This window comes from Lederbergia sp. NSJ-179 (assembly GCF_022867885.1).
In the GTDB taxonomy this organism is placed as follows: Bacteria; Bacillota; Bacilli; order Bacillales; family Bacillaceae_C; genus Lederbergia.
On record NZ_JALIFP010000007.1, the window covers coordinates 67,299 to 87,684 of the forward strand.

At 40.1% G+C, this 20,386-nt stretch carries 20 protein-coding genes; 18 read left to right on the forward strand and 2 right to left on the reverse strand.

What is annotated here, in order from left to right:
- Positions 1-64: 64 nt before the first annotated feature.
- Together MUB24_RS07535 and MUB24_RS07540 are read right to left on the reverse strand one after the other, a co-directional pair.
- Positions 65-334 carry a cytotoxin gene (locus MUB24_RS07535; RefSeq protein ID WP_244702978.1) on the reverse strand — a complete coding sequence of 90 codons (270 nt, stop codon included), beginning with the start codon at positions 332-334 and terminating at the stop codon, positions 65-67.
- On the reverse strand, positions 334-666 hold the full coding sequence (locus tag MUB24_RS07540; RefSeq protein ID WP_244702789.1) for an AbrB/MazE/SpoVT family DNA-binding domain-containing protein: 333 nt from the start codon (positions 664-666) through the stop codon (positions 334-336). Before MUB24_RS07540 ends, MUB24_RS07535 begins: the two co-directional genes overlap by 1 nt.
- 254 nt (positions 667-920) lie before the next feature.
- On the opposite strand from MUB24_RS07540, the gene MUB24_RS07545 reads away from it, so the two are divergent.
- The 18 genes from MUB24_RS07545 to MUB24_RS07625 all read left to right on the forward strand — a co-directional run bounded on the left by MUB24_RS07545 (position 921) and on the right by MUB24_RS07625 (position 20,380).
- The gene (locus MUB24_RS07545) at positions 921-3,287 is read left to right on the forward strand and encodes a glycoside hydrolase family 95 protein (protein ID WP_244702790.1); all 2,367 of its coding nucleotides are present in this window, start codon (positions 921-923) and stop codon (positions 3,285-3,287) included.
- 28 nt (positions 3,288-3,315) lie between these two features.
- Positions 3,316-5,061 (forward strand): glycoside hydrolase family 35 protein, encoded by a 1,746-nt coding sequence (locus tag MUB24_RS07550; protein WP_244702791.1) that lies wholly within the window; start codon positions 3,316-3,318, stop codon positions 5,059-5,061.
- 577 nt (positions 5,062-5,638) lie between these two features.
- Positions 5,639-6,355, forward strand: a complete 717-nt coding sequence (locus tag MUB24_RS07555; RefSeq protein WP_244702792.1) for a (Fe-S)-binding protein — start codon at positions 5,639-5,641, stop codon at positions 6,353-6,355.
- Between the two features lie 14 nt (positions 6,356-6,369).
- Positions 6,370-7,779, forward strand: coding sequence for a LutB/LldF family L-lactate oxidation iron-sulfur protein (locus tag MUB24_RS07560; protein ID WP_244702793.1), 1,410 nt, complete (start codon positions 6,370-6,372; stop codon positions 7,777-7,779).
- 171 nt (positions 7,780-7,950) lie between these two features.
- Positions 7,951-8,652: a LutC/YkgG family protein gene (locus tag MUB24_RS07565; protein WP_244702794.1), complete on the forward strand. Its 702-nt coding sequence runs from the start codon at positions 7,951-7,953 to the stop codon at positions 8,650-8,652.
- Between the two features lie 205 nt (positions 8,653-8,857).
- Positions 8,858-9,721: an ROK family transcriptional regulator gene (locus tag MUB24_RS07570; protein WP_280516912.1), complete on the forward strand. Its 864-nt coding sequence runs from the start codon at positions 8,858-8,860 to the stop codon at positions 9,719-9,721.
- The gene (locus tag MUB24_RS23220) at positions 9,711-10,073 is read left to right on the forward strand and encodes an ROK family protein (protein WP_280516913.1); all 363 of its coding nucleotides are present in this window, start codon (positions 9,711-9,713) and stop codon (positions 10,071-10,073) included. Before MUB24_RS07570 ends, MUB24_RS23220 begins: the two co-directional genes overlap by 11 nt.
- Positions 10,074-10,112: 39 nt before the next feature.
- A complete protein-coding gene (locus MUB24_RS07575) occupies positions 10,113-11,105 on the forward strand; it encodes a Gfo/Idh/MocA family protein (protein WP_244702795.1) in 993 nt (330 codons plus the stop codon).
- A 1-nt stretch (position 11,106) separates the two neighbouring features.
- A complete protein-coding gene (locus tag MUB24_RS07580) occupies positions 11,107-12,087 on the forward strand; it encodes a Gfo/Idh/MocA family protein (RefSeq protein ID WP_244702796.1) in 981 nt (326 codons plus the stop codon).
- Positions 12,088-12,163: 76 nt separating this feature from the next.
- Entirely contained in the window at positions 12,164-13,030 is an 867-nt protein-coding gene (locus MUB24_RS07585; protein ID WP_244702797.1) for a sugar phosphate isomerase/epimerase family protein, read from the forward strand.
- A 12-nt stretch (positions 13,031-13,042) separates the two neighbouring features.
- Complete coding sequence (locus MUB24_RS07590; RefSeq protein WP_244702798.1) at positions 13,043-14,104, forward strand: Gfo/Idh/MocA family protein; 1,062 nt, start codon at positions 13,043-13,045, stop codon at positions 14,102-14,104.
- Between the two features lie 174 nt (positions 14,105-14,278).
- Positions 14,279-14,665 (forward strand): hypothetical protein, encoded by a 387-nt coding sequence (locus MUB24_RS07595; protein WP_244702799.1) that lies wholly within the window; start codon positions 14,279-14,281, stop codon positions 14,663-14,665.
- A gap of 60 nt (positions 14,666-14,725) precedes the next feature.
- Entirely contained in the window at positions 14,726-15,853 is a 1,128-nt protein-coding gene (locus MUB24_RS07600) for an HAD family hydrolase (RefSeq protein ID WP_244702800.1), read from the forward strand.
- A gap of 573 nt (positions 15,854-16,426) precedes the next feature.
- A complete protein-coding gene (locus tag MUB24_RS07605) occupies positions 16,427-16,834 on the forward strand; it encodes a hypothetical protein (RefSeq protein WP_244702801.1) in 408 nt (135 codons plus the stop codon).
- A gap of 62 nt (positions 16,835-16,896) precedes the next feature.
- On the forward strand, positions 16,897-18,045 hold the full coding sequence (locus tag MUB24_RS07610; protein ID WP_244702802.1) for a hypothetical protein: 1,149 nt from the start codon (positions 16,897-16,899) through the stop codon (positions 18,043-18,045).
- A 2-nt stretch (positions 18,046-18,047) separates the two neighbouring features.
- Entirely contained in the window at positions 18,048-18,833 is a 786-nt protein-coding gene (locus MUB24_RS07615) for a hypothetical protein (RefSeq protein WP_244702803.1), read from the forward strand.
- A complete protein-coding gene (locus MUB24_RS07620) occupies positions 18,820-19,671 on the forward strand; it encodes a hypothetical protein (RefSeq protein WP_244702804.1) in 852 nt (283 codons plus the stop codon). Before MUB24_RS07615 ends, MUB24_RS07620 begins: the two co-directional genes overlap by 14 nt.
- Positions 19,672-19,690: 19 nt before the next feature.
- Positions 19,691-20,380, forward strand: a complete 690-nt coding sequence (locus tag MUB24_RS07625) for an ABC transporter ATP-binding protein (RefSeq protein WP_244702805.1) — start codon at positions 19,691-19,693, stop codon at positions 20,378-20,380.
- Positions 20,381-20,386 lie beyond the last annotated feature (6 nt).

Here is a 20,386-nt window from a genome sequence, read left to right on the forward strand (position 1 = left end):
CTATACAAAAAAACATGCAGCTGCTACTTTAAAGATAGAAGCTGCATGTTTTAAAAACTCCATACTATGGACGATCTAAAGTATCATCATGATGACCACAATTACGTAAAATCAACTGATCGGGTTTCCGGAATTCAAAAGTAATACGTAAATCCATGTTGCCACTTGTTTCCCAAATTTTGGGATTATGGTATCCCTTCATTTTTTTTACCCTTAATGACGGATGGTTAAGATCTTCCAGCATTAAAGACATTGCCTTCTGAATTACTATTTTCGACTCCGGATCGAGTTTTGACAATGCTTTGGTGAAGCGAGCAGTAGGAATTAAATTCATCACTCTATGTTTTCATCCAATTCTTTGAAGTATTTTTCTAAATCCGCATTATTGGATATGGGCTTCCCTAGTCGATCAGCTTTAATATCTTCATCTGCTTCACGTTCGCCTTGTTGCCATTCTTCTGTCCAAAACCACTTTTGACTTGCCGGAATTTGAATCATCGGTACAAGGATGATTTCTCCATGCTCATTCATTTCTAAATCTAATGTATCACCTTCTTTTAATTGAAATCTTTCCATAATTGATTTAGGCAAGGTAATTTGTCCTCGTTTACGGATAGTTAAGCGTTCTTTCATGCTATCCCTTCTTTCAGGAGTTTTTAATACCATTATCCATTCCCCCTTATTCGTATTTCTGATTTTCTGATTTTATGTAAATAGTATATCATGAATTTAAATATAAATACAGTTTTCCATCATTTTAAAGAAATCGTAAAACATTCAATAACAAAGTCAATTCCAAATATTTTTCTGTTCTCTTTTAAAGGGATTGCAAAGAGAACAATCTATAGATAAACATATCTTTTTAATTAGCAAACAATTATAATAAAAGTGATTGAAAACATAGATGGGGGATTGATAAAATGCATCTTTTGTCTTACAAAAAACCAGCTGTAGCCTGGACAGAGGCCTTACCGCTTGGGAATGGAAGAATAGGGGCCATGCACTTTGGCGGAATTGAGGTAGACCGTTTTCAACTAAACGAAGATACCCTTTGGTCAGGACCCCCAGAAAGAAAACAATATCATGATCAGGAATCCTTGCAAAAAGTACGAGAGTTTATTGATCAGAGCAATTATGAAGCAGCAACAGATGAAACGAAAAATATGTTTGGCCCCTATACGCAGGCCTATATGCCTCTGGGAGATTTGAATATTCAATATTTTCATGGAGGAATGGCGCATTCGTATCACCGGTCTTTAGACATTCGGAATGCCCTCTCGACCGTAAAGTATTCAACAGGTAACATTCAGTACATAAGAGAAGCTTTTATCTCCTATCCACATCAAATTCTTGCGATTCGCCTAGCATCATCTAAGCAAAATAGTTTAAATGTTCGCGTTCATTTTGATAGTTTACTAAAAACTCGGTTACAAAATGATCAGGATCAAATGGCCTTACAAGGAATATGTCCTGAATATTGTGCCCCGAATTATGTTAACGAAGAGGATGAGCCGATTATATACGGAGAATTCGAAGAATCGAAAGCGGTTCATTTTGAAGGAAGATTAGGCATTATAAGAAAGGATGGTCGCATGGAAAGTGAAAATGGGCAAGTATTGATTCAAAATGCGACAGAGGCGATTCTTTATCTTTCCGTTGCAACGTCGTTTAATGGATTTGATCAGTTACCGGGAAAAGATTTTACGGCATTGACGCGCAAAAATGAAAGCATTCTTTCGAAAGCGATGAACATTCCTTATGAGCGGCTGAAGAGTGATCATATTCAAGATTATCAGCAATTGTATAATCGGATGGAATTGACATTAGGAGATCAGAAATCAGATGAATCGCTGGATACGGATGAAAGAATAGCTAAACATGGACCCAATGACTTGGAAATGGCCACACTGTTATTTCACTACGGCCGTTATTTAATGATTTCTTCTTCCCGTACAGGTACCCAACCAGCCAATTTACAGGGAATATGGAATCATGTAATGCGTGCTCCGTGGTCGTCCAATTATACTCTTAATATTAATACGGAAATGAATTATTGGCCTGCGGAGATCACCCATTTAGCTGAATGTCATCAACCGCTTTTAGAGATGATTAGAGAGTTATCGGTAACAGGAAGTAAAATGGTCCGCGAACGCTATGGATTGGATGGTTGGACAGCTCATCATAATACAGATATATGGCGGCAAGCGGACCCTGTCGGAGGAAAGCGCCATGGGGATCCGATTTGGGCATTTTGGCCAATGTCAGGCCCATGGTTATGCCGCCATCTATGGGAGCATTATCAGTATTCCCAGGATAAAGACTTTCTTGCTGAAGCCCTGCCAATCATGAAAGGATCGGTTCAATTTTGCTTAGATTGGTTGATAGAAGATGAAAACGGATATTTGATTACATCTCCATCTACTTCTCCGGAACATCCATTTTTTACAAAGGATGGGAAAGTCGGAACAGTGACAAAAGGTGCCACAATGGATCTTCAGATTATTTGGGATCTATTTACGAACTATCTTGAAGCGACATCGGTTTTAGGGATGAAAGATTCTTTGGAGTCCCAAGTGCGTCAAGCGAAAGAACGCCTCCATCCGTTACAAATTGGAAAGTATGGACAATTACAGGAATGGTTAATCGATTATGAAGATGTGGAGCTTCAGCATCGCCATGTTTCGCATTTATATGGCGTTTTTCCGGGAGCCCAACTCACAGATGGACCAATGTTGGATGCGGTTCGCCAAACATTGAACAGACGAGGAGATGCTGGAACAGGCTGGAGCCTTGGCTGGAAAATGTGTCTATGGGCACGATTAAAAGATGGAGAAAGGGTTCAAGGACTGTTCGAACAACTCTTTCGGATTGTACCGGAAAATAATCAGGATGTTATTGGTGGTGGTCTATACCCGAATCTATTTGGTGCCCATCCACCATTCCAGATTGATGGGAATTTTAGCTATACAGCCGGAGTAGCAGAAATGCTCATCCAATCACATAGAGGTTATGTCGAATTATTGCCTGCTCTTCCTTCCACATGGATAAAAGGTTCGATCACCGGTCTTCGTATACGTGGTGGCTTTGAAGTTAGCTTAGCATGGGATAAAAGGATAATTCAGCGATTGGACATCAAGTGCCTATTCGATAACTCAATCACATTAAAGACAGACCAATCGATTTCACTTTATGAGAAGGATAATAAAGAAAGAAAAATAGAACCTGCTAAAGATGGATTTATTGAACTTGATATGAAAAAAAATCAGAAGTTCACATGCTTATTCTAGAAAAATAACAATTAGGAGAGATGTCAATATGTCAAAACTAACCTATGATGAAAAGAATTTTTTACTAGATGGAAAAGAAATTAGACTTCTTAGTGGGGCGATGCACTATTTTAGAACAGTTCCCGAGTATTGGGAGGATCGCTTGCTGAAATTAAAAGCTGCGGGCCTCAATACTGTTGAAACGTATGTGGCCTGGAATATCCATGAACCGGAAGAAGGTCAATTTCATTTTGAAGGAATTGCCGATATTGTTCGTTTTGTGAAAACAGCTGAAAAGGTTGGTCTGCATGTGATTGTTAGACCTGGGCCATATATTTGTGCAGAATGGGAATTCGGCGGATTTCCATACTGGTTGATGACCGTTCCAAACATTAAATTACGTTGCTTTAATGAACCCTATCTGGAAAAAGTAGATAAATATTTTGATGTTTTGTTTGAAAAATTGAATCCATTATTGTCTTCGAATGGTGGTCCCATTATTGCGCTGCAGATTGAAAATGAATATGGCAGCTTTGGCAATGATAAAAAATATTTGGAGTATATGCGTGACGGACTGAAAAAACGTGCAGGCGATATATTCTTGTTTACATCCGATGGACCAACCCATAGTATGTTTTGTGGCGGGATGATAGACGATGTTTTCGAAACAGCGAATTTTGGCTCGCGAGGCTATGATGCTTTTAACATTTTAAAAGAATATCAACCCAATGGTCCCAGAATGTGTATGGAATTCTGGCATGGATGGTTTGATCATTGGGGAGAAGAACATCATACTAGACCGGCTGAGAGTGTTGTTGAATCATTGGAAGAAATTCTTGACCAAAATGGCTCCGTCAATTTTTATATGGCGCATGGTGGAACAAACTTTGCCTTTTATAATGGTGCGAATCATAATGAAGAAATTTATCAGCCAACGATTACAAGCTACGATTATGATGCACTTTTGACAGAATCAGGAGAGGTAACAGACAAGCTTTATCAAGTCAGAAAAACATTCGAGAAGTATGTCGACCTGCCTGAGATGGAATTACCGGAACCCTTACCAAAAAAAGAATATGGTGTAGTAGAATTGACGGAAAGTGCGGAACTATTGGCGTCATTAGATCAACTTGCTAAGCCGCAATACAGTGCCGCTCCGTTAACAATGGAAGAATATGGACAAGGCTATGGTTTTATTGTGTATGAGACGACAATCACAGGTGCATACGGGAAACAAACATTAACAGTCCAAGATGTTCATGATCGCGGACAAGTTTATCTGAACGGAGAATTCGTTGGCCTAGTGGATCGGATAAGCGGTAAGTCTTCATTAGACGTGGATCTAGCGGAAAAAGAAAACAAGCTTCAAATCATCGTAGAAAATATGGGAAGAATCAATTACGGTCCATTTCTTGTTGATTTCAAAGGCATTACAGAAGGCGTCCGATTGGGCAATCAATTTTTATTTGATTGGACGGTGTATCCTTTACCACTAACGAACTTAAGCAAGCTTACCTTTTCAAGTCAAGACACAACAGAGGATCACCCGTATTTCCACCGTGGCACCTTATATGTGGAGGAGGTAGCAGATACGTTTATGGACATGTCCGATTGGTCCAAAGGAGTCGTATTTGTCAATGGCCATAACCTAGGTCGTTACTGGGAAATCGGCCCACAGCAAACGCTGTACGTACCTGCTCCATTCCTTCAGGAAGGGGAGAACGAAATCATTATTTTAGAATTACATCATCATCAAAAGGCGGTTACGTTAAAGGATTCACCTGATCTCGGCTAATTTTTTCTAGTGTCTGGCCTCACCTTCCCAATCCACTCTATCGGATTGTTTTTGAGTGAGAGACCGGGCACTTTGTTTTTTTAAAAGGTAAGAAAGAAAAATTGGCTAATGTTTGGATCTAGCTCCAGCGCCCAGCGACTAGCAAACTTTCGGTGCCTGCTTGCGTAAGTCAACATCGATTCACCCTTCGGGTTCATCGTGTTTCCTTTATCTCAGGCCAACAGGATGTTGGTCAGAACAGCGTTGCGCCAGGACGGCGCGCTTTTAGCTGTTCATCTTTCAACTGAATTTTGTACGTCGCTAAACGGGCGCTTGCGCTTTTCTTAATTAGCCGTTGTGGGCATGTAATAAGCCATTGAAAGTGTTTATTAGCCTTTTTCTTGCGTGAGCTTGATTTCTGCTAAAATCCACCATGGGTATATCACTAGTTTTATTCGTTTCTATTTTGGACAATGTTTATTCGAAAATAATGTGAGAATGTTTGGATATCCCTAAAAATATTCTTTTGTTTGCGTTGGAATGTATTTCTTTTTGCGGTAAAATAGGCAGTAAGGGATTTTAAGAAAGGGATGAAAAGATGAAAGTGACTCTTTTTGCCACATGTCTTGTCGATATGTTTAACAGCAATGTTGGGAAGGCAACGGTTGAGCTTCTGGAACGATTAGGTTGTGAGGTGGATTTTCCTGAGTCACAAATTTGCTGTGGGCAACCGGCCTATAATAGTGGCTACGTGAAGGAATCAAAAGAAGCGATGAAAAAGATGATCGATACTTTTTCGGAAGCTGAGTATGTCGTTAGTCCTTCTGGATCATGTGCCCTTATGTTTCATGAATACCCTCAGCTTTTTTCAGACGACCCAAAATGGGGTCCGAAAGCGAGGGAATTGGCAAATAAAACGTATGAATTAACGCAGTTTATTGTCGATGTATTAAAAGTAGAGGATGTAGGAGCTACATTTGATGGAAAGGTAACGCTCCATACCTCTTGCCATATGACTAGATTACTTGGAATAAAGGAAGCCCCTATGAAACTTTTAAAAAATGTCAAAGGCCTCGAGTTCACGGAATTACCAGGGAAGCATAATTGCTGCGGATTTGGAGGAACGTTTTCTGTAAAGATGACAGCGATTTCGGAACAGATGGTGGATGAAAAGGTGCAACATGCCGAAGAAACAGGGGCTGATGTTCTGATCGGCGCCGATTGTGGCTGTTTAATGAATATCGGTGGCAGGATTGATCGAAAAGAGAAACCGATGAAAGTTATGCATATTGCTGAAATATTAAATAGTAGATAAGGAGGGGAAAACCGATGCCGATGAAAATAGGGACAGAAGACTTTGCCCAGCGTGTGGATAAGGGAATTCATGATTCTTTTATGCGGAATGCTGTATCTGATGCACAAGAAAGATTGCGAACAAGACGACTTGATGCAGCAGAGGAATTAGGAAATTGGGAAGACTGGCGGTCACATGGAGAAGAAATACGTCAGCATGTCTTAGAAAATCTTGATTCCTATTTATATCAATTAAGTGAGAATGTTTCCAAGCGGGGAGGGCATGTTTTTTTTGCCCAAACACCTGAAGAAGCGAATCAATATATAAGAGAAGTGGCTGAAAAGAAAAATGCCCGGAAAATTGTCAAGTCAAAATCGATGGTGACCGAAGAGATTAGTATGAATGCTTGCCTTGAGGAAGCAGGTTGTGAGGTGATTGAAACCGACCTCGGTGAGTATATTCTCCAAGTCGATGATCATGATCCACCCTCCCATATTGTTGCGCCAGCCTTGCATAAAAATAAGGAGCAAATTCGAGATGTGTTTACAGAAAAACTTGATTATCAACTTACGGAAAAACCAGAAGAATTGGCCAGGCATGCCCGTGAAATGCTCCGTCATGAATATATGACAGCCGATATCGGGATCACAGGTTGTAATTTTGCTGTTGCAGAAACAGGCTCCATCTGCCTTGTGACGAACGAAGGCAATGCGGATCTCGTCGCAGCGTTGCCGAAAACGCAAATTACGGTCATGGGAATGGAGAGACTTGTTCCTTCCTTTGAGGAATTGGAAGTATTGGTTAGCTTGTTGACACGAAGTGCGGTTGGTCAAAAATTAACAAGCTATATTACGACATTCACAGGACCAAAGGATGAGGGTGATGTCGATGGTCCAGAGGAATTCCATCTTGTTATCGTGGATAATGGCCGTTCCAATATTTTAGGGGGAGAGTTTCAATCGATCCTCCAATGTATACGCTGTGCGGCTTGTGTCAATGTATGCCCGGTCTACCGCCATGTCGGCGGCCATTCCTATGGTTCGATCTATGCTGGTCCAGTGGGAGCCGTTTTATCTCCGCTCCTCGGGGGATATGATGATTATAAAGAGCTTCCGTATGCTTCCACCCTATGTGGTGCTTGCACAGAAGCTTGTCCAGTAAAGATTCCTCTTCATGAATTATTGCATAAACATCGACAGGTGATTGTCGAGAAGGAAGGAAGAGCTCCTGTCTCAGAGAAATTACTGATGAAAGCTTTTGGCCTCGGTGCCGCTTCCCCGACTTTGTATAAAATGGGATCGAAAATGGCCCCGACTGCTCTTAATCCCCTTACAAAAGATGGGAAGATCACAAAAGGGGTTGGTCCATTAAAAGCCTGGACAGAAATACGAGACTTTCCGGCTCCTGGTAAAAATAGATTTAGAGATTGGTTTAAAGAGCGTTAAAAGCGGAAGCGACCGTTCAGCGACGTACAAACTTTTTAGGGTTCTGACGAGATAAAGGAAACACGGTGAGGACGAAGGACGAACCGATGTTGACTTATCGTAGGAAGAAACCGAAAGTTTGCTAGGCGCTGGGCGCTGGAGCTAGACACATAAAAAAGAGAGGGATCCTTCATGAGTGGCACAATCCAAAACAGGGATGATTTTTTGAAGAATATTGCCGAGCGGCTCGGACGGGAGCCGGTTCTTGAAAAGGTTGAAGAGCCGAAATGGAAGTATCAGCCCCAAGCGGCTGTACTACAAGGGAAAACACCCGATGAATTAGTTGAAGTTTTAAAAGATCAATGTCTTCATATTCATACCGATTTTATTAAAACGACAAAATCAAAATTAAAAGAAGTAGTGGAAAAGCTGGTGGAAGAATATGGGGGTGGACCCATCATTACTTGGAAGGACTCGCGTTTCCAAGATTACGGCTTATCCCCATTATTAAAAGAAAAATATGCTCATGAATGGGATTACCGAAAAGGAAGAGCCAATATCGATATAGCGGAATCAGCGAATATTGGGATCACGATTAGTGATATCACCCTTGCTGAATCGGGAACCGCAGTCCTGTTTAGCAACAAAGATAGGGGGCGTTCTGTTAGCTTTTTGCCTTTAAAATTGATCATCCTTATTCCAAAAAGCTCGATTGTTCCGCGGATGACACAGGCTGCCCAGATGATCAGAGCGAAAACGAAAAATGGAGAACATCTCGCTTCTTGCATCAATTTTATTACAGGGCCAAGTAATTCCGCTGATATTGAAATGGATCTCGTTGTTGGGGTACATGGCCCTGTTAAAGCGGCTTATATCGTTGTGGATGATTTATAATCAATTGAAAGACTCCCCTCCTTATTAGAAGAATGGAAGAACGGTAAGGACATGGAACATAGCCTTTCTTCCATGACCAAGGAGGTTGTATTTATTTTGCAGAAAAAAAGAGGGAAAACCATTGAACTACCAAGTTTGTTTATGCTATTCTAGACTTAATAAAGTTGTTGGAGAAAGTAGTTGACAGCGGAGAAAAGAGTGAGGGATGACATTGGTAAGGACGGGAGATGCGCAATTAATTCGGGAATTAAATAAATCAATTATACTCGATATTATACGGAAGCAAGGTCCCATATCCCGTGCTGACATATCTAAAAAAGTGGCAATTAGCCCAACGACTGTTGCCTCTTGTGTCAATGTTTTGATGAAGGATTCGCTTGTTATGGAAAATGGAACAGGTGTTTCTAGTGGTGGTAGAAAGCCCATCCTTGTTCAATTAAATCCAGTTGAACGTTTTATCATTGGGGTGGCTATTAATGCATCAAAGATTACAATAGCAGCATTAAACCTATATGCCACTGTCCAAAGAAAGGAAAGCCACTCATTAACACATAAAACCTACGATGATCTAAGTGACTTTATTATCAAGCTCCTAAGGGATTTTATAGAACCCTATCAACAAAAGGAAAAATGTTTAGGGGTATCCATTACCTTTCAAGGAATCGTGGATGCTGATAAAGGGGTTATTGTCTATAATCCCAAATTAAACATGACAAACGTATCTTTAAAAGAAAAAATTGAACAGGCCCTGCAAATCACTACCTATATTGATAATGATACAAATGGAAGTTTACTAGCAGAAAAAGGCTATGGTCATTACCAGCAGTCTAAAAATTTAGTCTATGTCACGATCGGTGATGGTGTAGGGGCTAGCATTCTTGTGAATGATGCTATTTATCGTGGACATCATGGGGGTGCAGGGGAATTTGGCCATACGACCATCAATTTCAATGGCCCGGTTTGTAAATGCGGAAATATTGGCTGTTTAGAAAATTATGTAAGCTGGCCAGCGATTCAATCCCGAATGGAATCCGACATTATAAAGGGAAAAAAAGTCAATGATATCTAAGTGGTTGAATGTTGGGCATGACCATCTGACGATTGACATATTTAATCAAGCCATTGTACAACAAGATCCATTAGCCGTCTCTGTTTTGGAAGAGGTTGCTTTCTATCTTGGGATGGGAATTGTGTCGATCACGAACTTGTTTAATCCCGAAAAAATTATTGTAGGTGGAGAATTGGCCGATGACAACCCCTATTTTATCCAAAAGGTACATGAGTTTGTTGCAGGCCATTCTTTGGAAACGCATACGGGAGAGCTTGAAGTTTTGCCAAGTTCTTTCGGAAATGACGCTGATGTGATCGGTGCAGCTTCCCTACTACTACATGAGTTATTTCATTTTACACTTAGCGAATAAAAAAAGATCAAGATGATCGAATGGAGAGGTGGTTTTTTGATGAAAATTGCAGTAATCGGTTCAGGTAAGCTCGGTCAAAGACATTTAGACAAATGGCAACAGATTGCTGGTGTAGAGGTTGTTGGAGTCATTGCTAGAAATAGAGAAAGGCTTGAAATGGTAGCAAAGAAATATGATGTAAAGCCATTTACTAGTTTGGAAGAGCTTTTTGCCCAAACAGACGTTGATGCTGTTGATGTGTGTACACCTACTTATACTCATGCCGAATTGGTTAAGCAAGCAGCGCAGGCTAAAAAGCATGTGATTTGTGAGAAACCCTTAGCCTTAACCAGTGTGGAAGCGAATGAAATGATCCAAGTTTGTGAGGAAAACCAAGTTCAATTATTAGTGGGTCATACTCTCAGGTTCTTCCCAGAGTATGCGAATGCAAAAGAACAAGTCGAAGGCGGGAAAATTGGGAAACCAGGAGTTGTTCGCTTAACAAGAGGTGTACCTTTCCCCCAAGGGAGAAGTTGGTACGCAGATGATGAAAAAAGCGGGGGCTTATTTCTAGATCTAGGTTCCCATGAATTTGACTGGCTCCAATGGACATTTGGGGATGTCAAAAGAGTGATGGCCAAAAGTGTAAAACGTGGCCATGAAGAAGCGGAAAAAATGGAATACGGATTTGTTACCTTGAGAATGGAAGATGGAACAATCGCTTATGTAGAACTGTCTTGGGCGGAACCTGAATTCCAGGCTAGCTATGAATTGGCAGGCGATAAGGGTATGATTACGTACGACCATCAAGCCACGGTCACCATTTCCTTACAGCTTCATTCTTCAGCGGATGAGGATAGACAAGTGCCAAAGAGCCTTATGCATAAAGACCCTTACAGGCGCCAATTGGAGCATTTTATCCAATGTATGGAAGGAAAAGCAGAACCGATTGTGACAGCAACGGATGCATTAAAAGCGATTCAAATTGCAGAAGCAGCAGTAAAATCGATTCAAACAGGTCAACCTGTATCACTCTCGGAAGGGGGACGATAATATGAAAATCGGAATTATTAGTTTCGCTCATATGCATGCGGTTAGTTATGCTACTTATATTACCCAACATCCTGATGCCGAATTAACATGCATATGGGATGCCGATGAAGGCCGTGGAAGAGAAATGGCCGAAAAATTCAGCTGTAAATATTTTTCCAGCTTAGATGAATTTTTACATACAGATATTGAAGCCGTTGTCGTTTGCTCTGAAAATGCGAATCATAAAGAACACGTCGTGAAAGCGGCTGAAGCGAAAAAGCATGTACTATGTGAAAAGCCGATTGCGACGGAAGTGGAAGATGCGAAAGCGATGATCCAAGCGTGTGAAGAAGCGGGTGTGTTTTTAGAGATTGCCTATCCAGTTCGCTTTGCACCAGGCTTTCAACAAGCAAAGAAATTAATCGAACAGGGGGCCATTGGAGAAGTCGTTGCCATTACAGGAACGAATCACGGAAAAATGCCTGGTGGCTGGTTTATTGAGAAAGAACTGTCAGGAGGTGGGGCTGCTACTGATCATATCGTTCATATTATGGACATTATCCGTTGGGTAATGAAAGAGGAAGTTCATAGTATCTATGCAGAAATGGACACTCGTTTCTATGATATTGATGTAGAAGACTGTGGATTAGTGACCATTGAATTGGAGTCCGGCATTATCGTATCGATTGACCATAGTTGGTCAAGACCACAAACATTCCCAACATGGGGGGACGCGATTATTAAATTTGTCGGCACAAAAGGAAGCCTAGAAGTCGATGCCTTTAAACAATTTGCGCTTTATTATAATGATGAGGACAAGACAATCTCCCAGCTTTCATTTGCGGAAGATATGGATGATGGATTGGTGAATGATTTCATTGCCTGTGTAAAGGAAGGAATCGCTCCTTCTATTTCTGGAACAGATGGTCTTCGAACATTAGAAGTGGTGAAAGCCGCCTATCAGTCTCATGAAGAAGGAAAGACGGTTTTAGTAAAAAGATAATTTTTCGCAAATGAGAAAGAACAACATACACTAGTCGATCTTATATTGACTGGATCTATAAGAAGAGGTGTTTGAAATGAAAATCGGATTGAGCTCATACAGTTTATCTCAAGCCATGAACACAGGAGAAATGACGATTTTAGATGCAATCCAATGGGTGGCAGACCAAGGTGGAGAACATATTGAAATTGTGCCAATGGGGGAATTAGACCTAATCGAAAAACCAGAACTTATAGAGCAGATCAAGGAGAAAGCGAAAAGTGCCGGAATTGAGATTTCCCATTATCTGATCGGAGCTAATTTTATCACAGAAAGTCGTGAAGCATTTGAAGCGGAGATTGCTAGGGTAAAGCAACATGTGGATATCGCTCATCAGTTAGGTGTAAATCGAATGCGCCATGATGTTGCATGGCGGTCTGGTGCTGATACAACCATTGCCCAATTTGAGAAGGATCTACCGTTATTAGTAGAAGCTTGTCAGCAAATTGCTGATTATGCGCAGCAATATGATATCACTACAAGTATTGAGAATCATGGACTTTATGTCCAAGCGAGTGACCGTGTGCAACGCTTGCTTAACGAAGTAAATCGCGACAACTTTAAAACAACGCTGGATGTTGGAAACTTTATGTGCGTCGACGAAAACTCAGTCGTAGCTGTGAAAAAAAATCTACCATTTGCCTCTTTTGTTCATTTTAAAGACTTTTATTGGCGCCCATCCTATCAAAACCCGGGGGACGGCTGGTTTCAAACAGTCAATGGGAATTTTCTAAGAGGGGCGATTGTCGGACACGGGGATATTGATATGCGGGAAGTTGTGAAAGTCGTGAAAGATTCTGGCTATGATGGTTATATTTCAGTTGAATTTGAAGGTATGGAAGATTGTAAAAAAGGATCAAAGATTGGGATGGAGAATGTCCGTCGGTTCTTTGAAGAAGCGTAGGGGGAGAGCAAAATGACGAAATTAAAAATTGGGGTAATTGGTGCCGGATCCATTTCAGAGGCGCATTTGAATGCTTATGCAAATAACGACAAAGTGGAACTTTATGCGATTTGTGATTTGAATGAAGATAGGGCCAAAGCAAAAGCTGAAAAATACGGCGCTTCTAAAACATATGTAGATTACCATGAACTAATGAAGGATAAAGAAATGGATGCAGTCAGTATTTGTACGTGGAATAATTCCCACGCCGATATTGCGATCGCCGCACTCAATAGCGGGAAAAATGTTTTGGTTGAAAAGCCAATGACCACCAGTGTGGAAAAAGCGTATGAAATGGAAGAAACGGTGAAAAAGACCGGGAAAAAATTGCAAGTTGGCTTTGTAAGGAGATACGCGTCCAATACACAAATTTTGAAAAAGTTTATTGAAGAAGATGATCTTGGTGACATTTACTTCGCAAAAGCAACTTGTATTCGTCGACTTGGAAATCCTGGTGGTTGGTTCTCGGATATTGAAAGATCTGGCGGCGGACCTCTGATAGATATCGGGGTTCATGTGATCGATGTTCTATGGTATCTCATGGGATGTCCAAAAGTAAAATCGATTTCCGGAAATACGTATAATAAACTAGGGAATCGAAAAAATATTAAACATCTATCCTTCTATAAAGCTGCCGACTATGATCCGGACAAAAACACAGTAGAAGATATGGCGAATGCCATGATCCGTTTTGAAAATGGCGCATCCTTGCTAGTGGATGTGAGCTTCACCTTGCATGCAAAAGAGGATGAAATCTCTGTTAAATTATATGGAACAAAGGGTGGCGCAGAAGTAGAGCCAGGGCTTGCGATTGTTTCTGAGAAGCATGACACGATGCTCAATCTCATTCCACAGGTGGATAGCCCGACATTCAATTTTAGTCAAGCCTTCCAAGCGGAGATTGATCATTTCGTAGGCGTTTGTTTAGGGGAAAAAGAAACACTTAGCCCTGTAGCAGATGGCGTAGAAATGACCAAAATTCTTACCGGAATTTACGAGTCTGCCGAAAAAGGGAAAGAAATCTATTTTGATTAATCGTTAGTGAGAAGCGGATATTTATTCTTACCTTTCGAATAAATATCCGCTTTCTTTTTTATTCATAAATATACAGAATATTTTATGTGTATCATGGACATATACTAGAGAAAAGTCATATAATAGAGATAATGAATACATATTTTTTAAAAAAAGAAGATAGGGGGGATTGTTATGTCTGTTATGCGTATTATTACGGGATTGTGGAGAAATAGTACGGAAACAAGCGATCGAGCAAAGGATCCTAAATTAAAAACACGTTATTACAAAATAGGGAAACGCAAATTATCTGAAACGATTACTTCAGTTATAAATAATAAAATGCCTGGTTGGAAAATTACTCATTTTGATTATGATCGCGGTGAAATGCTTATTGAAAAGCGGGGAATGCGTCGGAATCAAATCGTGATCACGATTGTCCAGGTAGAACCATTACGTTGCAGTGTGGATCTCGTTTCAGCCTATGAAGGATTAGGCGATTTAGGAGCTACTTACTTTCTGGTCCAAAAATTCTTTGAAATGTTAAATAAAGAAATTCCACCATTACAAAAAAATCAATAATCACGAGTAGCCAGTTTCCATCCGAAGAGAGGAGCTGGCTTTTTTAGGGAGAGAAATGTGATGATTAAAACCGTTTTATTTGATGTCGATGGCGTTCTATTAAGTGAGGAACGTTATTTTGATGCATCCGCACTCACTGTGTGGGAAATTTTATGTAGTGATAAGTATCTGGGGCTTTGTCCGAACGAATTTAAAACCGATTATACGGATGAAGAAATCGAATCCATTCGGGCTCGAATTTTTGTTCATGATCAAGTACTAAACTTTTTAAAATCATGTGGGTTAAATGCAAATTGGGATATGATTTATTTAACAGCAGCTTATCAGATCATCCATCTACTAGAGCAAATAAAAGAAACGGAGAAAGAGCGAATCACCAAATGGGTTTCCCATGAGATCAATCGTGATATTTTATTAGAGATGCAGGGAGTCCTCGCTGATCAACTACATGCGTTTGATTTTAAAAGTTTTCTGGATGATTTTCAGGATGCGGATGCCTCCAAAGCTGGCTTATTTGCCCATTTGGATCAGATTGCTCAGGAAAAACTAGAAGTAAATCAGACGATTTTTGGAAGGCAAGGTGAACTATGGTCTACGTGCGAACATATCTCCCAAGAATGGTATGTCGGAGATAAGCATGTGTTCCAATCAACAGGACGGCCTTCTATCCAATTGGGCAAGAAAGGTTTTTTAACCGATGAAAGGGTGCTAGCGGAACCAGAAGCGATTGCGGATTTATTCCAATCTCTCAAAGGAGCTGGCATCCAGATCGGAATTGGAACAGGGCGTCCCGAGTTAGAAACATTGGAGCCATTCCAATATTTAGGGTGGTTAGATCATTTGGATCGAAACAATATTGTCACCGCCGATGATGTCCTAGCTGCTGAAAAGGTTTGCCAGGATCATGCAGGCCTATCCAAGCCACATCCCTTTACATACGTGTGGGCGCTGTCAAGTAAACAGAAATCTATCATGGAGTGTGTCGAGACCATTTTACCAATAGAGAATGGAAAAGAAATATTAATTGTCGGGGATTCTTTAGCCGATTTATTAGCGGCAAGAAAAATGGGCTGTACGTTTGCAGCCGTACTAACCGGATTATCAGGGAAGAAAGCGAGAAAAGAATTTGAAGAATACGAAGCCGATTATATTTTGGATAATGTGTTGGAAGTGAAAGAACTCGTGTGATATTAGGAAAAAGTAAGAAGTAATCCCTTTTCCAAGTTTTCAAAAGGGGAAGTTTCAGTGGATATGGCGGGAAAGACAATTCTGTACATATAGCATATGAATAGTCGTGTTTTCCGCCGATCCAACCATTCTTTTGATCCCGAAAAACAATTGGCGGATCCAGCCCAATGCGAAAAACGTGTACAGCGATTCTATTATAGGCTGCCGGCTCGCAGCACTGGACGGTCCTTATTAGATAAATAAAATGGTAGATCATCGAGTGAAGATCAAAAATATGTAAGTGTTATAATTTTTTTCATTCCTTTATTAATATTTTACCAATATTTGAATTTTTTTGATTGGCATTTTTGTCATATTTTTGATATTATTGTAAATAAGTAGAAATATTTTGTAACAAGAGGAGATGTAATCTCGAAGTAAATGATTTTTATAGATTAATAACTGAGTTTTTTTGTAAGCGCTATGATGTACAGGTCATTCTTTTATTGTCCATGTTTTAGTTGGCCTTATTAGCAACCTGTTGTGCAGGGGACAGGTTCTAAATAAACTTTATTAGAAAATGGGATAAGTTCAATGAGAAAAAAGGTTATTTCAATGAGTTTGATCATGGCAGCTATCTTGTTTATCATGTCACCATCAGCTTTTGCGGCTAAAAAGAATTTTTCATTTAATGTCAATCCGTCCGCTAACAATGGGGTCGCATATACTGCCCCAAATCCAAAAGATGACAATGAACAGAAAACGTATATTTATACGCAAAAACACAACATAATTAGTAGTGATAGATTTTACTACAATGTAAGGAAAAGTGCAAGCACGAGTTCAACTTCATATACTGGGTACATTAGAGTTACCCCGAGCAACGCTTCAAGGATAGTTAAAAGTTACTCACCAAATGCTGGAGGAAAAGGAACTAATTTGGTACTCCAAGCTGACACAGACGAATATAATGTAACCGCTGAAGGATATTGGTATTCCTGATATTCTTTCTTTTGATCAATAGACCGACCCCCTGCATCGGTTTTTTATACGAGGAGGTTTAGATGAAAAAGATATGGATAATCTTGTTTGGTTTTTCTGTGTTTATCCTTAGTGCGTGCTTTCCAACGGGGGCACCCAATAATGCTTCTGATTCAGCACACTTAAAGGCATCAAAGGATTCGGCAGCTACTGAAACCACACCTAGCTTTATTGATACAAAATTAGAAGAAAATCTAATCGTCAAAGCGGATGTAACGAGGGCGGATTCGGGAAAATTAAAAAGTAGTTCCGTCACTTTACAGGCTTTTGATGAGGATTCAATAATTAAGGAATTTCTAGAAAACAAACCAATTAAGGACACATATGAAAATAACAATGAGCTCTTTCCAGAATATAAAGAAAAATACTTTGAAGTTTCGGATGGATCGTATTTATCCTTGGACTTAGGTGCGATAAGGTATGTAGATGTATATTATGATGAACGTGAATATGATACGGTCATCAGTGGCACGAGCTTTTTTATTCGTTCAGATATAAAAAACGTCTTTCAACAGACAAGCCTAAACAATCTCTCTAAAGATAAGGCGATCGATACAGTTAGAACTGTAGCAAGTAAAGCAGGCATCTCTCCGTTAGGCGAGCCCGAAGTGTTTGCACTTGATTTCAAAACGTTGGAAAATGAATGGGAGGATTATGAGGGGAAGCATGGTGCTCATCCTAAAAAGTGGGAACAGACGGATGAGGCTTATCTTGTTATTTTTCCGGTTGTTTATGACAATATTGCTGTGACCAATAAAGGCTATTTAAGTGCTAATAATCAGATCCCTGCAATTGGCAGTCGAATTATGGGAGTGGTCCATCAGGATGACCTGATCTACTTCACATGTAGGGGAATTTATGAAATGGAAGAAACAATCAAAGAGAACATTACACCGATTTCTGTGGACATGGCACTTGAAAAAGTGAAAAACAAGTATAAGGATACGCTGCTAACCGACCCTATTCATATTTCTCATATTGCTTTGGAATATGTGCCAACTGTTTCCAGTAGTGAAGGAATTGGCTACGAACTTATTCCGGCTTGGGTTTTCACAGCTCAACAAGAGACGACTTACACGGACCAAAAAGGAACATCGACAATCTCCGCCGATTTTACAATTATCATCAACGCAGAAACGGGGGAAGAAATTCGGATTGGTGGTGAACAGTAGAGATGAAAAGAAGAGCCTTTACAATGTCGGCGATGCAAGTATCCTCCTCACCAGCTTTCTATCTCTCGATTATTGGCGTCACCGTATTATGCTTTATAAGCGTGTGGGATGAGCTGGATGCAATGGGACCAGCTTATGGAGTCTATTATTATTTTGATATCTTTATTGGACTAACGATGTTTAAAAAATTAGTTGTTTTATTTGCTGCCCTGCCCTATGTAGCCAGTTTTTGTAGTGATTGGAAATATCAATACTTAAAACCGGTAGTGATTCGCACGGGGGCAAAAAGATATGTCTGGTCCAAGGTCATTACTTGTTTTCTCAGTGGCTTTTTAACTGTTTTTATCGGGGTACTTTTATTTTGTCTCTTATTACTGCTGAAAATGCCACTTTTTCCAAGTGAGGATTTAGAAAATATCATTTCTCCGCTTTTTTCACCACTAGCAGAGGGAGCTTTCCCGTTGCTTGTTGTATTAGCTGAAAGCTTTATTTTCAGTTTGGCTGCGGCGTTATGGACAGTGGTCGGGTTAGCGGTCTCCGCTTTTATTCCGAGTCATTTTGTCGCAGTCACGACACCAGTAATTGCGAGTTACATTTTAGAAGAAGTAACAAAACTTTTTCCTAGTTGGCTTAATCTTTACCTGTTAACAAGGAGCGCTGACGTACTTCAACAAGGGCCACTGATCAGTTTTGTTTATTTCTGTTTTGTTTTTCTGTTATTTGCCGCTTTAGTTGGCTGTCTATTTGATTACCAGGTAAGGAGGCGAATTCGGAATGAAGTTGTTTAATCAAGCGCGTTGTGTTTGCTTTCAAAACTTCCGGAAATGGGGGGCGAATTATCGGGTATGGATGATTGCCATTATCTTGATCCTTTTAACTCATTATTTCACAAAGGAAATTATTGACTTTAGTAGAGAAATTGATATGAAAGTATCGCCCTGGATCTTTCCCTTTCTATTTTCGCAAAAATATACAAAGCTCTTATTCTTGTTTCCTTTACTCTTACTTTTCTGTGATGCTCCCTTTATTGATGAAAATCAACCCTATGTCATTGCCCGTAGTGGCCGGGTTCCATGGAGCATTGGACAAATTAGCTATATTGTGATTAGTTCAGCTTTTTATTTTGTCTTTTTATTTATCCTCACCATTGGGATCAACTTATTTCATATGCACTTTACATTAGAATGGGGAAAGGTGCTTGGGACATTAGCGAATACGAATGCTGCACAGGTGGTGGGATTAAAGATGTTTATTAGTGGGAGCATTACCCATTATTTTTCTCCCTTGCAAGCCATTTGGTTTTCCTTTCTTCTTTCCTGGTTGGCCGGTGTTTTTTTGGGATTATTAATTTATGTAGTCAATTCGTTATCGAACACAAGAATTTTAGGTGTATTAGCCGCATCATTCTTTCTTGTTTTAGATGCAACCATTATTGGAAGGGATTATCTATACCGCTTCTCTCCCGTTTCGTGGAGCAGTATTGAAAGGATTGATATTGAAGGAACGACACAAATGCCGTCAATCACCTATGTTTATATTGGCTTCGCTGTCCTGATTATTGGGATGATTATATCGGCAATAATTGTTAATCGAAAACAAACAATCAACGTGTTGCCGCCTATTTAGATGGAGAGGAGTGGGGAAGATGCAACCAGCGATCAAAGTTGAAAATGTAACGAAGAAATTTGGCGAGACTACTGTTTTGAATGGTATCTCCCTTTCATTTGAAAAGCAGAAGATTCACGGGTTGATCGGAAGAAATGGATCAGGCAAAACGATGTTACTTAAGTGTATTTGCGGCTTTGTCATTCCGACAACGGGCACCATTCACGTAAATGGCAAGCAAATCGGCAAGGAGATTGATGTGCCTGAAAGTGTTGGGATCATCATTGAAGCACCAGGATTTTTACCAAATTATGATGGCTATACCAATTTGAAATTTTTGGCCGCGATCCAACATACGATTTCTAAGGAACAAATTTTAGCAGTGATTGAGAAGGTGGGCTTAGATGCAAAGAGTAAGCGGCATGTTGGCAAATATTCATTAGGAATGCGCCAGCGCCTTGGACTAGCGCAGGCTTTAATGGAAGATCCAGATATCCTCATTCTTGATGAACCAATGAATGGCTTGGATAATCAAGGGGTAGCCGATATGCGCAAGTTACTCCTAGAGCTCAAAGATAAAGGAAAAACGATTATATTAGCCAGTCATGGCAAAGAAGACATTGAAATTCTCTGTGATACTGTACATGAATTAGACCATGGAAAGATTATCCGCTCCATAGAAAAGTCTCAAGTCGAAAAGGAAAACGTGGAAGGGGCCGTTCAAAGATGAACGGCC

Bases quoted from the DNA above. Each gene is read 5' to 3' on its own strand.
- MUB24_RS07535 (WP_244702978.1), bottom strand. From the start codon at position 334: ATGAATTTAATTCCTACTGCTCGCTTCACCAAAGCATTGTCAAAACTC.
- MUB24_RS07540 (WP_244702789.1), bottom strand. From the start codon at position 666: ATGGTATTAAAAACTCCTGAAAGAAGGGATAGCATGAAAGAACGCTTA.
- MUB24_RS07545 (WP_244702790.1), top strand. From the start codon at position 921: ATGCATCTTTTGTCTTACAAAAAACCAGCTGTAGCCTGGACAGAGGCC.
- MUB24_RS07550 (WP_244702791.1), top strand. From the start codon at position 3,316: ATGTCAAAACTAACCTATGATGAAAAGAATTTTTTACTAGATGGAAAA.
- MUB24_RS07555 (WP_244702792.1), top strand. From the start codon at position 5,639: ATGAAAGTGACTCTTTTTGCCACATGTCTTGTCGATATGTTTAACAGC.
- MUB24_RS07560 (WP_244702793.1), top strand. From the start codon at position 6,370: ATGCCGATGAAAATAGGGACAGAAGACTTTGCCCAGCGTGTGGATAAG.
- MUB24_RS07565 (WP_244702794.1), top strand. From the start codon at position 7,951: ATGAGTGGCACAATCCAAAACAGGGATGATTTTTTGAAGAATATTGCC.
- MUB24_RS07570 (WP_280516912.1), top strand. From the start codon at position 8,858: ATGACATTGGTAAGGACGGGAGATGCGCAATTAATTCGGGAATTAAAT.
- MUB24_RS23220 (WP_280516913.1), top strand. From the start codon at position 9,711: ATGATATCTAAGTGGTTGAATGTTGGGCATGACCATCTGACGATTGAC.
- MUB24_RS07575 (WP_244702795.1), top strand. From the start codon at position 10,113: ATGAAAATTGCAGTAATCGGTTCAGGTAAGCTCGGTCAAAGACATTTA.
- MUB24_RS07580 (WP_244702796.1), top strand. From the start codon at position 11,107: ATGAAAATCGGAATTATTAGTTTCGCTCATATGCATGCGGTTAGTTAT.
- MUB24_RS07585 (WP_244702797.1), top strand. From the start codon at position 12,164: ATGAAAATCGGATTGAGCTCATACAGTTTATCTCAAGCCATGAACACA.
- MUB24_RS07590 (WP_244702798.1), top strand. From the start codon at position 13,043: ATGACGAAATTAAAAATTGGGGTAATTGGTGCCGGATCCATTTCAGAG.
- MUB24_RS07595 (WP_244702799.1), top strand. From the start codon at position 14,279: ATGTCTGTTATGCGTATTATTACGGGATTGTGGAGAAATAGTACGGAA.
- MUB24_RS07600 (WP_244702800.1), top strand. From the start codon at position 14,726: ATGATTAAAACCGTTTTATTTGATGTCGATGGCGTTCTATTAAGTGAG.
- MUB24_RS07605 (WP_244702801.1), top strand. From the start codon at position 16,427: ATGAGAAAAAAGGTTATTTCAATGAGTTTGATCATGGCAGCTATCTTG.
- MUB24_RS07610 (WP_244702802.1), top strand. From the start codon at position 16,897: ATGAAAAAGATATGGATAATCTTGTTTGGTTTTTCTGTGTTTATCCTT.
- MUB24_RS07615 (WP_244702803.1), top strand. From the start codon at position 18,048: ATGAAAAGAAGAGCCTTTACAATGTCGGCGATGCAAGTATCCTCCTCA.
- MUB24_RS07620 (WP_244702804.1), top strand. From the start codon at position 18,820: ATGAAGTTGTTTAATCAAGCGCGTTGTGTTTGCTTTCAAAACTTCCGG.
- MUB24_RS07625 (WP_244702805.1), top strand. From the start codon at position 19,691: ATGCAACCAGCGATCAAAGTTGAAAATGTAACGAAGAAATTTGGCGAG.